General features: G+C 51.3%; 10 protein-coding genes. 6 read left to right on the top strand and 4 right to left on the bottom strand.

The window, feature by feature from the left end:
* Positions 1–12 precede the first annotated feature (12 nt).
* Positions 13–885, top strand: a complete 873-nt coding sequence (locus tag V8F51_RS06210; RefSeq protein WP_337099240.1) for a carbohydrate ABC transporter permease — start codon at positions 13–15, stop codon at positions 883–885.
* 316 nt (positions 886–1,201) lie between these two features.
* Here V8F51_RS06210 and bglX read toward each other — a convergent pair whose 3' ends face one another.
* Positions 1,202–3,412: a beta-glucosidase BglX gene (gene bglX / locus V8F51_RS06205; protein WP_337099239.1), complete on the bottom strand. Its 2,211-nt coding sequence runs from the start codon at positions 3,410–3,412 to the stop codon at positions 1,202–1,204.
* Between the two features lie 218 nt (positions 3,413–3,630).
* Here bglX and V8F51_RS06200 point away from each other — a divergent pair, with 218 nt between their 5' ends.
* Both V8F51_RS06200 and V8F51_RS06195 read left to right on the top strand, forming a co-directional pair.
* Positions 3,631–4,623, top strand: coding sequence for a LacI family DNA-binding transcriptional regulator (locus tag V8F51_RS06200; protein ID WP_337099238.1), 993 nt, complete (start codon positions 3,631–3,633; stop codon positions 4,621–4,623).
* 93 nt (positions 4,624–4,716) lie between these two features.
* Complete coding sequence (locus tag V8F51_RS06195; RefSeq protein ID WP_337099237.1) at positions 4,717–4,899, top strand: DUF2524 domain-containing protein; 183 nt, start codon at positions 4,717–4,719, stop codon at positions 4,897–4,899.
* Positions 4,900–4,970: 71 nt separating this feature from the next.
* On the opposite strand, the gene V8F51_RS06190 is transcribed toward V8F51_RS06195, so the two are convergent.
* The 3 genes from V8F51_RS06190 to V8F51_RS06180 form a co-directional block, all read right to left on the bottom strand.
* A complete protein-coding gene (locus V8F51_RS06190; RefSeq protein WP_337099236.1) occupies positions 4,971–5,855 on the bottom strand; it encodes a DMT family transporter in 885 nt (294 codons plus the stop codon).
* A 103-nt stretch (positions 5,856–5,958) separates the two neighbouring features.
* A complete protein-coding gene (locus V8F51_RS06185; RefSeq protein WP_337099235.1) occupies positions 5,959–7,788 on the bottom strand; it encodes a UbiD family decarboxylase in 1,830 nt (609 codons plus the stop codon).
* Between the two features lie 171 nt (positions 7,789–7,959).
* Positions 7,960–13,347 (bottom strand): discoidin domain-containing protein, encoded by a 5,388-nt coding sequence (locus V8F51_RS06180; protein ID WP_337099377.1) that lies wholly within the window; start codon positions 13,345–13,347, stop codon positions 7,960–7,962.
* Positions 13,348–13,615: 268 nt separating this feature from the next.
* Here V8F51_RS06180 and V8F51_RS06175 point away from each other — a divergent pair, with 268 nt between their 5' ends.
* From V8F51_RS06175 to V8F51_RS06165, 3 genes are all read left to right on the top strand, one after another.
* Positions 13,616–14,800, top strand: a complete 1,185-nt coding sequence (locus V8F51_RS06175; RefSeq protein WP_337099234.1) for a YhgE/Pip domain-containing protein — start codon at positions 13,616–13,618, stop codon at positions 14,798–14,800.
* A gap of 109 nt (positions 14,801–14,909) precedes the next feature.
* Positions 14,910–15,443, top strand: coding sequence for a PadR family transcriptional regulator (locus tag V8F51_RS06170; RefSeq protein ID WP_337099232.1), 534 nt, complete (start codon positions 14,910–14,912; stop codon positions 15,441–15,443).
* Positions 15,444–15,569: 126 nt separating this feature from the next.
* On the top strand, positions 15,570–16,481 hold the full coding sequence (locus V8F51_RS06165) for an NAD(P)/FAD-dependent oxidoreductase (protein WP_337099231.1): 912 nt from the start codon (positions 15,570–15,572) through the stop codon (positions 16,479–16,481).
* Positions 16,482–16,484 lie beyond the last annotated feature (3 nt).

The raw sequence follows: 16,484 nt of genomic DNA, 5'->3' as shown, positions 1-16,484 counted from the left end.
GGATGAACGCTTATGTACCACAAGACGCTGCCTTACCGCATTTTCAGCGTATTCAACTATATTTTACTCGCCGTCATCTCTGTATGCTGTTTGCTTCCGCTGTTCCACTTGTTGATGGTATCGCTTAGCGATACCGCGCCCGCCAATGCCGGACTTGTCACCTTCTGGCCGATCGGCTTCACGGTCGAGGCCTACGTCAAGACGTTCGACAACGCCAACTTCTTGGCATCGTTATGGATCTCGGTCAAGCGTACCGTGTTCGGTACGGCGTTAGCTCTGCTCGTAAACTCGCTTGCCGCCTATGCGCTGTCCAAGGACAACCGCGTGTTCCGCGGCCGCAACGCCTATCTCTGGTATTTCGTCGTCACGATGCTGTTCAGCGGCGGCCTCATTCCGGGTTATATTCTAATCTTGCGTCTCGGGTTGATTAACAACCTGCTTGCGCTCATTCTTCCGGGCCTCGTCGCCGTATATAACATTATATTGCTGCTCAACTTTTTCCGCACCGTGCCTAAGGAGCTGGAAGAAGCGACGTTCATGGACGGCGCGGGACATTTTCGAAGCTTTATTTCGATCTATCTGCCCATTTCGCTGCCGGCAATCGCCACGATCGCCTTGTTCACGATGGTCGGCCACTGGAACGCGTACTTCGACGGACTTATTTATATGAAGGGATCGGAAAATCTCCCGCTTGCGAGCTTCATGCAGACGATCATCGTGCAAGGGAATACGACGAGCTTTGATCCCGCCGTTATTGCCAATCTGTCGCAGCGGACGCTCCGCGCCTCGCAAATATTCATCGGCGCCTTGCCGATCCTGCTCGTCTATCCGTTCCTGCAGCGCTTCTTCGTTAAAGGCATCGTTATCGGTGCGGTAAAAGAATAGGATGATCAACCTCGGCTGTCCGCCCTTCATGGTGCGGACGGCTTTTTTTATGTGCATTTAAGAGCCTAGACGCTCTCGTAGATGCGTCCACTCGCTCAGTATCCATCTGTAAGAGCATATATGCTCTTTCACATCCAAGTAACCAGTTACTCCTGCGTTGTAAGAGCACATACGAGCTTACTGCCACCCTCGCCGTCCCGCATCCTTAGAGATTGGCGCTGTAAAAGCGTATATGCGCTTGTACTCCAAAAGCAAAGAGGCTGCAGGCGTTTGGTTCCGTCGGCAGCCCCTTTATGTTTGATTGTGCAGGCGTTAATTATTTGATTAGCTTGAATGGCAGCGCCGCATTGGTTTTGCTGTTCGGTCCTGCGAATGCAACGAATGCACCTGCATCACTTTCATGCGCAAGATCGGAATGGTAATACCGCAACTGCTGCTCTGTGAGCACGAATTCCACTACACTGGACTCCCCTGGTTGAAGCTCTACCTTCCGGAAATCCTTCAGCTCCTTCACTGGACGGACAACCTCGCCCGACAGATCGCGCACGTAGAGCTGTACGGTTTCTACGCCAGCAACGCTTCCTGTATTCGTGATTTTCACCGTTACTTTAAGTTGATCAGACTCCGTCATCGTCTCCGACGACAAGCTTGCTTCACTATATGCGAATTCGCTGTAGCTAAGTCCAAACCCGAACGGCAATAAAGGCTCATTCGGAATGTCGAGGTACTGCGACACGTAGCGAACCTGCGCATCCGGCGCCCCTTGCGGACGGCCCGTATTATACGCGTTGTAGTAAACGGGAACTTGACCGACGCTATACGGGAAGGACATCGTCAACCGTCCGGAAGGATTCGCATCGCCGAACAGCAATGCCGCTACCGCGCTGCCCGCTTCGGAGCCCGGATACCACGCTTCAAGAATCGCGTCCGCATCCTCGTATATGCCATGCAGATCGAGCGGACGTCCGTTGAACAGGACAGCTACGACTTGCTTGCCTAACGCCTTGATCTTACGAATCAATTCAAGCTGAATGCCTGGCAAGCGAATGTCCGCTCTGCAGCCGGCTTCGCCGCTCATATCCGAGTGCTCGCCGAGCGCCAATACGACGATATCGGCGGCCGTTGCCGCTGCAAGCGCCTCCTGCCACTGCTCCTCCGTCGCTGATTCGATGCCGCAGCCTTCCGCGACAAGCAGTTCAGCTGCATCGCCGAGCCTGTTTCTCATGCCTGCTTCCATCGTTACCGCGGCATCCTTCGAGCCTGTCCACGACCACGGGCCAAGCACGTCGCTGTTTTTGGCAAAAGGGCCGATAAGCGCGATCTTACGATCGGCTGACAGCGGAAGTGCCCCGTCGTTTTTCAACAAAACGCATGATTTAACAGCCAGCTCTCTTGCCGAATCGCGATGCTCATCGCAAAACACGACTTCTGCCTCCCGCTTCGGATCTGCTGCACGATACGGATTGTCGAACAAGCCGAGCTTATGCTTCAGCTTCAATATTCGCAGGACAGCCTCGTCAATAAGCTCTTCATTGACTTCCTTGCTCGCTACAAGCTCGGATAGATGGCTCACGTAGCAGGAGGTCATCATCTCAATATCGACGCCTGCCTTGATCGCTTTCAGCGCAGCTTCCGATTCATCTGCAGCAATGCCGTGGGCGATCAGCTCCTTCACCGCTCCCCAGTCGGATATAAGGATGCCGTCGAAGCCCCATTCCTCACGAAGCAGCTTCCGCATCAGCTTGGAGTTGCCGGTTGCCGGCACGCCGTCCACGGTGTTGAAGGAAGTCATGACCATCTCGCAGCCTTCGTCCAAAGCAGCTTTGTAAGCCGGCAAATAAAACTCGCGCATTTGGCGATCGGAAAGATCCACCGTATTGTAATCACGACCGCCCTCAGCCGCGCCGTATGCTGCGAAATGCTTCACGCATGCAGCGACCTTATCCATGTCTCCAGCAAGATCCGAGCCTTGGAAACCTCGTACGAATGCGCGGGCATACAGCGAGTTCAAATATGGGTCTTCGCCAGTCGATTCCACGACGCGCCCCCATCTCGGATCGCGAACGAGATCGACCATCGGCGCATACGTCACATGAACGCCGGATACGGCAGCCTCCTTGGCAGCAATGGCCGCGCTCAACTCGGCTAGCTCCATGTCCCATGAGCAGCCGATCGCAAGCGGCACCGGGAAGATCGTCTTAAAACCATGCACGATGTCCGCCATCATAAGCAGCGGAATGCCGTGCCGATTGTTGCTTAAATGGGTGCGCTGCACATTGATAACATCCTGGGCGCCTGCCATCCCAAGTACGGAGCCCGAGTTGTGGACAGTCTCTTCCGTAATGCCAAGCGACTCCATCGGTCCCGTAATTTGTCCAGCGCCAACCGCGCCTTCATAGAAAGGCACGGCCAATTGTATTAACTGGGCGATTTTTTCGTCCAGCGTCATTTGTTTGATGAGTCCATTCAGATCAATGTCTTTGCGGGATTGAGCTTGCTGCGTTTGAGTTGTATTGTGATTTGACATGGCGGTCGCAACCTCTCCAAAATAAGATTATTAATCAATCGAAACGTTTCGATTGACCATATAATCGATTATAAATCCGCATTATTCAGGCTGTCAAACGTTTAATTGAAGCCTCAATGCGTATAAATCCTTCTATTGATAAACAATTGTTAATACGTTATAGTCAAAAATAGATAAAATAAAAACGTTTCACCAACGATATCGGAGGCACGAAACCATTGGCAAGCATCAAAGACATTGCAAAGCAAGCCGGCGTATCCATATCCACCGTTTCCTACGCGCTTAACGGAAGCGACAAGGTTACGAAAGAGACCGCTGCTCGGATATTGCAAATCGCCGCGGAGCTGAATCACGTTCCTCACGCCGCTGCTCGGCTATTGAAGAAGAAAAAATCGAATTTGATCGGCATCTTCTTAACCGATTTCAGCGGCAGCTTCTACGGCGATTTGCTTCAAGGCGTCAAAGACTTTTTGAGCGTCAAGGGTTATGACTTGCTCGTATGCAGCGGATCGCAATCCCGCCGTCTCATACCGGAAGGAATGATCGATGGCGCCATTATTCTCGATGAAACATTTTCGAATGATGAGCTGCTTCAATACGCGGGACAAGGGCATAAGTCGGTCGTGCTGGACCGTGAATTGCACCATCCTCTTATTAATCAGGTGCTGCTCGACAATAAAGCGGGCGCCACGCTCGCTATGGAGTTTTTGCTTGAACAAGGTCATGACCGAATCTATGCGGTAACGGGACCGAAAGGCTCTTACGATGCCAACCAGAGGCTGCGCGCCGTTCATCAGGTAGCCGAGCGTTCGTACGACGTGCAGTTAATCGAGCTTGAGGGCGATTTCAGTAAGGCAAGCGGCGCAGCGGCAGCGCAGCGAATCGTCGAGCAATATGACGGTCCAGCTGCCGTCTTATGCCTGAACGATGAGATGGCTATTGGCGTGTATGGTTACGTTCGCGACCATAGCGAGCTTATCATCGGCGAGCATATTCATCTGATCGGCTTCGACAATATCGAGCTGGCCCAATTCGTCCAGCCTAGACTTACTACCGTCGATTATTCCATGCGCAAATGGGGAGCGCTAGCCTCCGAGCAGTTGCTCAAGATGTTAGCCGGCGAGCCCGTCGACAACGAACGCGTCTATGTCACGCTCATAAAAGGGCAATCTGTCAGCTTCAACGACCGGAATTATAGATTAAACCGATAACGACAAGAAAGTAGCATCTGGGGGAAATGAATAAGTTGCTTAAAATCCACCATAATAGTCAGGTACACCTACCTACTGATTGGAGGATTAGACATGCTAGGTAACCTCGAGAGCAATTATGATTGCGCCAATGCGGGAGACGATCTGCATCAACTCAAGCAGGAGCTAGAAGCGCTTCGTGGACGGCAAGCGGAAGACAAGGAATCTCAAGAAACGATCAATCGACTTGAAAATCAAATCTCGTTTATATTGAACAAATGCGATATCAACCATTAGTCTGACTTTGAATACAGAACGAATCCCCTGCCTCTCTCCGCATATGCGGTGAAGCAGGGGATTCGTTTATTCTAAGTTCTATTGGTTCTGCGGTTGACGAAGTAGATGCTTAGAAGAATGAGCACAAGGCCGGCAAGCAAAGACATCGTGAAAGGCTCGTTCAGGAACAGCGTCCCGATTAGGATAGCGATGAGCGGGATTAGAAACGTAAACGAGGCCACTTTGCTCGCTTCGCCCGAATCCATCAGTTTATAGAAGATGATCCAGCCAATCGCAATGACGAAGATCGATATGAACAATAATGCGATAATAAATCCTGAGCTCCATTCGACTTCAGACCAGTTCTCTACGCCCGAGCCCACAGCCGTCATGAATAAGCCGCCGATCAGCAGTTGGTTCGTCACGAGCCAGATGGGATCAACGCGAGCGCTCGTCTTCTTCACGTATATCGTACCTAATGCCCAGCTAAACGCGGAACCAAGCGCTAGCAGTATTCCCTCTACGGAAATATGGCCTGAAAGGCCGCCCGCTCCGCTGCATATGACGCCTACGCCCGCGAAGCCGAGTAAGAGTCCGCCGATCTTAATCACATTCATTGATTCGCCGAGCCATAGCCATGAGAAAATGCCGACGAGCACAGGCTGTAGAAATACGATTGCCGAGAACAACCCCGAAGGCAAATAATTCAATCCGATTGTCTGCAATCCATAGTACAAAATAACATTTACGATCGATGATACGACATAGATCACCCAAGTTTCCTTGAGCCGAAGCCGACTCCATCTCGGAATGGCGACTGCGAGCAGCAGTAAACCTCCGATCAACGTTCTAATGCCTGAGAACAAGACAGGCGGCATGTAATCCAAAGCGTATTTGGACACAGGCCAATTAATCCCCCATACGATAATTAAAAAAGCGAGCAATAAGCTCGTCTGCAGCTTGGATAATGCCGGCATATGTCATTCTCCCTGATGTCTGACTTCCCTTAGCATTTAACAAATGACGATGCTTATCCAATCGAAAGCCCCGAAGAAAATTTCCTCAGGGCCGTTGCATAGATTAAATGTTCAAATGCCCTAGGCTTGCTCCCTTGACGAATATTCGCTCGATGCTCTTCTCGACATTCGGATCGGGAATAAGCGGAGGCGCTTGATGCGGCTTTACTCTGGCATCGATAATGACGTTATCGCAGCTCCAATGCTTATGCTCATAGAAGCTGTTCACTCCGTACATGTCGTGCGACGGATTGCTGCGCGTGAACGTAGCCCACAGGAAATTGCCTAAGGTCTCGCTCATGAACGAGCTGTCGTCGGCGACAATAATGATCGGGCATGAATCAAGCGATCCTCTCTCCGCAATAGCTTCGCTTAGGCTGGCCATCTCCAGCTTCGCGCTGTCATAATCGGTGAACGCCGCGCCTTGCAAGACGGCGATCCCCGGCATAATCATACGCGGATTGTCATAGCCGCTCAGCAGCTTAAGCGGCTCCGGCGTCTCGCTGCAGAGCTCACGCTTCTTATCTCCATAGGCAGCGAACACGACTTTACTGCCGCTATTTATACCCGTCCCCGAATAATCGAGCGTATCGATCGTCGTATTCGTGTAGAAATGAATATCTCGTCTTAAATCAAGACGTTCCAATATATAAGCCAGGAAATCCGCTTCGCGGTGCGTATCAAGCGGCTGCTTCTCTTCGGCCGTAATGAACAAATATTTGGCAAGACTTAGCTGCCCCGTACCGAGAATCCGATTGGCAATCGTGAGCAGCTCGGCAGGCTGCTTCACCTGCTGGTATGGCGTGTAGCGCTCGCTGCCGATAGCGAACAGCAACGGATGAACGCCCGCGGCATCAACCGCGTGAACCTGCTTCACGCCAGGAATTTCCTGCTTAATGGCATCTCCCGTTAAATCATGAATGAGATTGCCGAATGCCGTATCTTCCTGCGGCGGACGACCTACGACCGTGAATGGCCAGATGGCGCCGGGTTTGGCGTATACCTTATGCACCTTCATGAGCGGGAACTCATGGGTCAGGCTGTAATAGCCGAGGTGATCACCGAACGGGCCTTCCGGCTTCGTCTCGCCGGGATGAATCTCACCCGTAATGACAAAGTCGGCGTCATTGCTAATGCAATAGCCGTCGACATAGCTGTAGTTGAAACGCCGACCTGCAAGCAGACCTGCGAACGTCATTTCGCTTAAGCCCTCGGGCAGCGGCATAACCGCCGACAGCGTATGTGCGGGAGGGCCGCCGATGAAGATGCTTACCTTGAGCGGCTGCCCCTTCCTCGTCGCCTTTTCCTGATGGATGCCAATGCCCCGATGTATCTGATAATGCAGACCGACTTCCTTGTTCATCTCGTATTCGTTGCCGCTTAGCTGAATGCGGTACATTCCGAGATTGGAATTCATAATGCCAGGCTTATCCGGATCCTCCGAATACACTTGAGGCAGCGTTACGAAAGCTCCGCCATCCATCGGCCAGCTCTGGATGAGCGGCAAGTCGGAGATGTTCACTTCATGAAGCGCAAGCGGACTGCGCGTCTTCTTCACGGGGAGCGCATTCCAAGCCGCTAAGCCTGTTCCGATATTGCTGAAGGGCCGCTTCAGCGCGCTCATCGGATCGCTGCGAACAGCCATTACCTTCTGAACTGCATCCCATGTTTGGCGGAAGATGAACATGCTCCGCTCAGTCGTACCGAACAGATTCGATACGGATCGGAACTTCGTTCCTTTCACATTTTCGAACAATAAGGCAGGTCCTCCCGCCTCAAAAACTTTCATATGGATAGCCGCCATCTCTAAATACGGGTCAACCTCTTCCTTAATCCGAACGAGATGGCCGTTTTTCTCAAGATCAATTAAACATTGCTCCAAACTACTATACATAGGAATAGCTCCATTCATCGCGTCTTGTCCTGCTACTTGTCCCAAGTATACCAACCTATCGGCGCAAAATGAAGGTTTATCCGGACTGGCATACAATGTTCACAATTAGAATGACGAAGAGGCCGAACCTGCCGTTGCTCAGGTTCAGCCTCTCTGCTCTCGTCCGTTATTCTATATCCGCTGCAACTTGTTCAATAAATTATAGATCGCTTGCGCCGTTTCCGCGCGGCTCGCTTGATCCTGAGGAGCGAACAACGCTGCTGATTGGCCCTTCATTAAGCCCAACTCGATAGCTTTCGCAACACCATCCGCAGCCCAAACGGAAACTTTCTCCCCGTCCTTCAAGCTTGCCAAGCTTGCTTGATCCGATGCCTTCTTGCCGCTCGCCAGCTCATAAGCCCTTACCATCAATATCGCCATCTGCTCTCTTGTGATTGTCGCATTCGGAGCGAAACTCGTCTCCGATACTCCTGTTACTAACCCGGCCTTATATGCAGCCGCAATACTTCCTGCGTACCAACCCTGAGCATCCACATCGGTGAACGGCGTAACCCCGTTATCGCTTGTCAGCCCGAGCGCATTAGCAAGCATCGTAACGAATTGCGCGCGCGTCGTCTGTCCGGCAGGATTAAAAGATACCTCCGTCACGCCATTCACAATATGTTTCGAAGCGAGCACTTTGATCGTCTTATATGCCCAATGGGATATTGGCACATCAGTGAATGACTTGTTATAGGCCATAACCGCATATTTGCTAAAGTGCTGCAAGCTGACGACGACTGCTGTCCCTGACGGATCAACCGTCCCGCCTACATACTCCCACACCTTCGTCGCTTCATTGTAGTAATAAACGCCGAGCAGCTCTTTATCGACATTATTAGAAGTGATAGGAAGCGTAATGACGACAGGTTCAGGGAAAGACGATAGCTTCACTTGCTTACCGTCCTTATCTGTAAGAAAAAGATCGAGTTCGAACACTTGGCCGCCGAACGTCAGGTTCGGACCGGCAGGTGTATCTGCCTGTGCTGCGCCATGAATGCGAATGGTGACCTTAGCGTCTATCGCCCCAGGAACCAAACCGATCAATTGCGCAAGAACAGCATTCGGAATCGTGATGGACACGTCATCCGCTTGAATGACAACGGGATGGTTGCCAACTGCTTTGATACTGTCTACCGATAGTTGCGCCTCCGTCTCCCCAGGAGACAGCTCCGCTACCGCTTTCTCGCCTTGCAGCACAAGCTCGGTATCTTCTCCCGATTGCTCAGGGACGGATGGCTGATCCACTGGAGGATTGCTTGTATTTTGCGACTTCTGACCGCTAATGACAATAACAATAGTGCCAGTGACGCCCGAGCCGTCCGCTGCTGTCGCAACTGCTTTGATTTCTCCATTCTTAACGGCCGTTAATAATCCGTCTACACTTATTGTTGCTTTATCTGTCGGGGTGTCGTCAGGCGCCGCAACTGACCATACTACCGTATCATTATCCGCATCGGCTGGCAGTACGTCGGCATTCAGCTGCAGCGTTCCGCCCTTAGCTGTAATCGCAGTTGCACCGCCTGCCGCTGTTACTGCAATACTTGTTACGGGATGTTGGCCGCTAATATCTACGGTTAGGATACCCGTTACGCCAGAGCCGTCTGTTGCAGACGCCACAACGTTCACAGAACCGTTATCGACCGCGGTCAACAGACCCGAACTGCTTATCGTTGCCAGTGCCGTTGGCAAGCTGTCCGTTCCGGTTACCGACCAAACGTACTCTTTATTGTCCGCATCCGAAGGCCGAACTTCGGCATTCAACTGCAAAGTACCGCCTTTTGTCGCAATCGTTGACGCTCCGCCTGCTCCTGTTACTTCAATATCGGTTACCGGATGTTGTCCGCTAATCGCAATCGTAAGACTGCCTGTGACCCCCGTTCCGTCGATTGCCGTAGCTACGGCTTTGACTGTACCGTTATCGAGGGCGGTCAAAACGCCGTTATCGTTAATTGCCGCTGCTGTCGTCTCATCTCCGTTAGAGCCCGTCACGGACCAGATTACGCCTGGATCGTCAGCATTGTCCGGCGAAACGGCTGCGAACAGCTGCAGCTCTCCGCCTGCGGTTGTAATCGATGTTGCATCGTCTTCAGCCGTTACGACTATTGCAGTGACCGGATGTTGGCCGCTTATTTCAATGACCGCGCTCCCTGTTACCCCCGAACCGTCAACCGCCGTGGCAACTGCCTTCACCGCACCGTTATCGAGTGCGGTTACCAGACCGCTTGCGCTAATCGTCGCGAGATCGGTCTCCTCATCGTCTGTTCCTGTGATCGACCAAACGACGTCCGTATCATCCGCATAGACCGGCAGCGCCTGCGCCGTCATTTGGAGCGTTCCTCCTTTCGCCGTAATCGCCTCCGCTCCGCCAGCGGCCGCTACTTCAAGTTCACTTACCGTCACTGGCACCGTACCGTCACGGTAAACGATAATCTCATGGATGGACCACCAGCTGCTATTCGTCGCCGTCTGAACGAGCTTCAAATAGCGAGCCGTCTGATCGGCAAAATCGGATACAATGAGCGGACCGTTCGCGTTTCCCGCAACGAGCGCCGTCCCCCATTCTGCGCCATCGTCAGAAATATAGATTTCATAAGAACGTGAATAATCGTTGCTGCTTCCATTAGAGTCCACTACGATTTTGTTAAACCTTTGCTCTGCCTTCATATCAATGACGATCGATTGGCCGGGAACCATCGTCGTACCAGAGCTCCAACGGGTTGAAGGCTTATCGTCAAGCAGATTGGCTGTAGAGTCGCCTGCCGGCGAAGCCGTTGCCGTCCATGTCTTCCGATCAAGCGATTTCTCCGTATCCGTGTAAACGCCGAATTCATCGACGGCCCACCAGCTTCCGGCTGAGCCCGTCTGCACGACTTTAACGAATTGCGCCGTTAATGCTTCTTCGAAGTCAACGATGATGGACGCGCTGCCCGAATCGCTTGCGACCGCCGTACCCCAATCGATGCCGTCTTGCGAGATGTATATCTCGTAACCGCGCGCATAGTCGTTATTGCCTGCCGGCAACGTAATCGACAAGCGTGAAATTTGCTTGGCCGACTTCATATCGATAGCAAAGTATTGTCCTGGAACCATCGGCGTTCCCGAGCTCCAGCGCGAGCTTGCATTGCCGTCTATTAGACTGCCGACGCTGCCGGTACCGGACGAGGCCGTTGCTGTCCATTCGCTTTGATTGTAAGTCGTTAATTCTCTTTGCGTCACGGCGCTTGCTTCATTGCTGGCCTCCGATTGATTGCCTGCGGAGTCTCGCGCTACGACCGTATAGCTGTATTCCTTCTTCGCTTTAAGTCCCGAATCGCTATAGGACGATCCGTTCGCAGTACCCACCTTCACGCCATTGCGATAAATATCGTAGCTTTCAACGCCGATATTGTCGGTTGCAGCCGTCCAGGTCAAGTCGATCTGCTTGCTGGATACCGCAAGCGCCGTTAAGTCTGTCGGTTCGGTAGGCGCTTCGCTGTCGCCTGTCGTATAATGCGTAACCGTCTGGCGCATCGCGCTTGCCGGCGAGTTGGCATATACTTTGCCGCCGGTGCCGTTAATAATATGCGTAATCTCGCTGCCTGCCACGCCGTTCAGCCATATCGTTGTCACATGATGGATCTTGACCCCTTCTACTTGCGGAACCTCCATCGCATTTTCCAAGTCAACGTCAGCGTCCCTGAAAAAGGAATAAATGCCAAGCCCCCACGCCTCATGAGTCGTTACATCGTCGCCAACCTTATAGGAAGCATAGCCGTTAACGGTTCCGTCATGGCTCATCCAAGCTTCTTGGGAAGGCGGGTCATATGGAATTTCGGACTGATAGAAGTACAGCCTGCCGCCATTGCCGTTCCAGATCGTCTGGTATTGCTCATGATGCTCGTTGAACAACCCATAGATCGTCACATCTTTGCCGTTCACGATTATACCGTTATTGCTTATATTCGTATCCCAGCTTGCTCCGGCGCCATGGTCTGCGCGCCAAATCCAGAAGTGATCGCCAATGACGTCGTCGCTGTTCACGATAAGACCGACGTCCGCGCTGCCTGGAAGAAATCCGCCTATACCGAAGAATAGATCCGCAATAAGAATCGGATTAGCGGAATGGTCGACTCCTGAATTTTCCTCTCCAACGGTTAGAAGCGATGGAGACATTTCCTCTCCGGCAATAAAGAAGAGCGAAGATACGCTTACTCCATCAACGTCGGCAACCGTCATAGCCGGCAATCCTGTTGTCGGCACAAGCGAAGCATATCCAAGACCCATTACGACGGTGTCCGGATTCTCTACTCTTATCGTATCGTCCAAGTAATAGAAGCCTGGCGTAAACAATAGATGAAGTCCATTATCAAGGGCCGCATTAATATCGTCCGCCGTCGAGCTCTCGGGATCAGCAATGTAAAAATCGCTAATCGGCAGTGAGTCGCCTGGAGTCGAGCCGTCCTTCCAGCTAACGCCTACTTTATCGGTTTGCAGTGAAGGTACAAAAACGTTATATTCGCCGCTATCGTCGATATAGAGATAAGGCTTTTCCTTAATCGCCGGCGTTTCATCGATGACTGTATAAGGCTGTGCCGGGAATGTTCCTTCAGGCGGGTTCGTATCGCCGACGAACATCATATTCCATACGCCGTTCAACCAGCTCGTATACTCATTATTGCGGGAGAAAAATTGTTGCTGTGATGCTGGAAGTATGGTGCCGTCGATAATAGAATCCGCGATATAGCCGCCGCTCGCCCAGCCCGCGTCCCAGCTTGATGTAAAGTCGAATAAATTAATCTTCCCAAGCACATGCACGCGCCGCATCGGCGCAGCCTGCGACACCGCCCACTTCGCATCGGTCAGCGTTGGCGGATTTTTGGTCAGGTCAAGCGGCTTAAACGATAAATTTTCCACCGAACGCCAAAAATTGCGTGTGGCATTGCCGTTGTCCCACTTGGCATCGGCCGTGACGCCGCCGTTAATAAGCACATCGTCCGGGTCTTGGCCAAGGCCTGCTACTTGCGTGTAAAAGCCGACTCTCACGTTCAGATTGTTATAGACGCCTGGCTTGAATAGTAGCGAATAACGGCTTTGACCGAACTCCGCCCGTTCCTGTTCGGCGAAGATGTCATCAACCTCCGACTGGATCGTTGCTATATCCATCGTCGGATCATAGACTTTCACATTGGGGCCGAGGGCCACAACCGTCGTGCCTGCAAATTCTGCGGATAGACTTGATTCTCCGCTCTCCCTTAGCGCGGACACCTTGTAATAATAGGTTGTATCCGACGCCAAACCTTTGTCCGTATAGCTTGCTGTTGCAATAGAAGCATCGTTCACCTTCTCGTATGGCCCTGAACTGCTTTGTGCCCGGTATAAATTGTAAGCGATTGCATTTTCTGCGGCTGACCAGCTCAACTGAGCAGAATTGACTGTCATTATGCCATTCAAGCCTTCTGGCGCAGATGACGAATCAGCATGAACCATTGTCGCGAACCCGTTCAGTACTAAGACGAGAACAATAAATACGGTTGCCATCTTCCTCACGAATGTTACCTCCCGAATCGTTTTTTTGCTTCGTTACGACGTCTAACTAGCCTTCGATTAAATAGTAGCAATTGGCGCGCGGTCGTTATAGGTAGCATTTTTTAGATAAGAGGCATCATTTTTTGGACTTTTGCACTTGCTCACGTACAAGCGCTGCATGCTTGGTCCATTGCCATTGAACTTGACAACAAACTACATACAGAGTACTCTAATTAAAGTATATTATATAGAGTATAGATTAAGAGCGGAGAGTGGAGCTATGAAAAGTTTTTTGAAGCACAAAGGGATTGCATCAGGCATTTTCATGATGGTTTTTTATCAAGTCGTAATGATCGTTATTTTCATGTCGGGTTACAGCGCTATTCCCAAAAATGTAGACCAGCTTACCGTTTCCATCGTCAATGAGGATGCGCAATACGGGGACGAGTTCGTAAAGCAAATGCAAGAACAGTTGCCGCTTAAAGTCATAATGGATGACTCGTTGGATCATGCTAAGAAACAACTTGATGACCGCAGCTCCCATCTTCTAATTCATATCCCGGCCGATTTCTCACAGAAGCTGTCAGAGCAGGGCGAGCAAGCAAAGCTTGAGTTTTTCATTAATCAATCCAATCCTGCTTCTGTCGTCAGCACCGTCCAGAGCGTAGCCGATCAAATTTCTAATCAAATGAGCTCGCAATTGCTCGCTCAGTCGACGCAAGGTGCGCTGCAATCGCTGAACGTCCCTGAGGAGCAGTCAAAGCAAATGACAGAAGCGATTCAGAACAAGTTTGCGGCTAGTATCGTTATGACGAACCAACCGCCTGCCGGGATGCACAATCAGATGGCGCCGATGTTTCTAACGATGTCTATCTATGCCGCTGCCATGATCTACTCCATGATGAGCATTGGCGCTTTGAATGAGCTGAAGTCTAAGCTCGGCAAGTGGAAGGCGTTCATGTCGTTGCAGGGCGTTAACGTATTGCTGTCGCTTATCCTTCCGCTCATTGGAATATCGATTTATTTTGCCGTTCAAGGCTACGGCTTCGAAACGTTTGTTCATATGTGGCTTACTCAGTCGCTGGAAATGTTCGCAGCCATCGAATTCACAAGCATCTTCTGCATCTTGCTCGGCCAGGCCGGCATGCTGGTGAACCTGCCGATCCTGCTTAGCCAAACGGTCAGTAACGGCGCTGTGATGCCGCAAGATATGATGCCAGGTTTCTTCAAAGCCGTTAGCCACGTTACGCCAATGTTCTACAATGTTCAATTGGTCTACAACAACTTATTCGGCGGAGGCCGAACAGGCTATTATGTGCTCGGGCTTGCTCTTGTCGCAGTCGGCGCGCTTGTTATCAATACCGTTATTCATGCTATCAAAGGAGGCAAATCGGAGGCCGTTCAAGAAGCTGCAGAGCCAAGCGGCACCCAGCAACCGCCCGCTGCACAGCCAATCATGATGTAAAGTTTACGTAATTATTACGCTTTCTAATGTGCTATTATAGAATTTAAGGGCCGGCAGACGATTCATAGTCCTGCCAGCCCTTTTGTCTGCCGTTGCTAAGGAGGCCATAATGACACTTCAAATTTTTATATTAGGAACGTTAAGCGAGGGTGAGCGCCATCCCTACGATCTGAAGAAGCAGGTGCTCAAATCATTGGACAGCGCCATATCCATTAATGATGGAACGCTGTATTATCATTTTGAGGTACTTGCCAAAAAAGGCTTAATCAAAAAAATTAAAGTCGTTCAATCGGAGAATCGTCCCGAGAAAACGACTTACGGCATAACGGATAAAGGACGTAAGGCGCTGGAGGATGACATCTATGCCGTCTTCCAAAACGTCACGAACGTAACAACGCTCTACTCCTCGCTCCTATTTCTCGATAAAGTCGATAAGCACAAGCTGGCTTATCTCATTGAGGAATCGATCGATCGTATGGCCAAACGAATAGAACTCATCGAAAATAGCGATCCCGAGCTTCTTCACGACATTTCGGAGAATAAGCTTGTGCCGGTCAAGCTTATCTCTGAGCATGCCTATCAAATGCTCCAAAACAACCTAACATGGCTGCAGAAGCTGCTTGCCTATGTTAGGGGCGAATAAAGTACGAAGGCTGCCCGCATGGGCAGCCTTTTCTTTAGTTTGATAACGTCGCATTGAATTATGGATAATTAAAGTCTATAATGGATATTGAAAGTCTATAATTAACGATCCGAAAGGGAGATTATAATGGAACAATTGATGGATGTAGGTATTATCGGCGGCGGGCCTGCAGGTTTGAGTGCAGCCCTTGTGCTGGGCAGAGCAAGAAAAACCGTTGTCTTGATCGATGAGGGACGGGCTCGCAATCGGGTTACGCATGCAACTCATGGTTACCTCACTCGCGACGGCATTAAGCCCGCCGACTTCAGGAAGGTAGCGCGCGAGGAGATAAGCGCCTATCCTAGCGTTCGTTTCGTCGACGAAACTGCGACAGCCGTATCCGGTTCGGATGGCAGATTCATGATTACGACGTCTCAAGGGGCGGTATACTATGTTAAAAAGCTGCTCTTCGCCGTTGGCAAACGAGATCTGCCGGTAGAGATCAATGGATTGCGAGAAGTATATGGCAAGAGCGCTTTCGTCTGTCCTTATTGCGACGGCTGGGAACTGCGGGATCAGCCGCTCGCCATTATTGCGAAGGGGCAGGGAGCGCATCATCTCGCGAAGATGCTCACCGGTTGGACGAATCAAACGGTTATATGCTCGAATGGGCCCGACGAGCTGTCCGAGGAGCAGCGCGAGGAGCTGAACCGGCATAATGTTGCCGTCTATTCTTCGCCGATCGGGCAAATTGAGTCAAACGACGGCATCGTAAACCAAATACGGCTGGAAGACGGGAGCATTATTAGCTGCACGGGCATTTTCTTCGCTCCGAAGCTCGCTGCCGGCTCCAAACTGCCTGAAATGCTTGGCTGCAACATGACCGATTCCGGAACCGTCGTCATCGACAACTTCGGCAAGACGAGCGTTGCCGGCGTCTTTAGCGCCGGAGACGCCGCAACAGAGATGTATCAAGCGATTGCCGCCGCATCTATGGGGTCGCTAGCTGCAGCTGTCCTTAACGGCGAGCTAATCACGGAAGCTTGGGAGAAAATCTAAATA

Source organism: Paenibacillus sp. YIM B09110 (genome assembly GCF_037167145.1).
GTDB lineage: Bacteria > Bacillota > Bacilli > Paenibacillales > Paenibacillaceae > Pristimantibacillus.
Note: the sequence above shows the minus strand (reverse complement) of the source record. Positions and strands in the feature narration are given on the sequence as shown.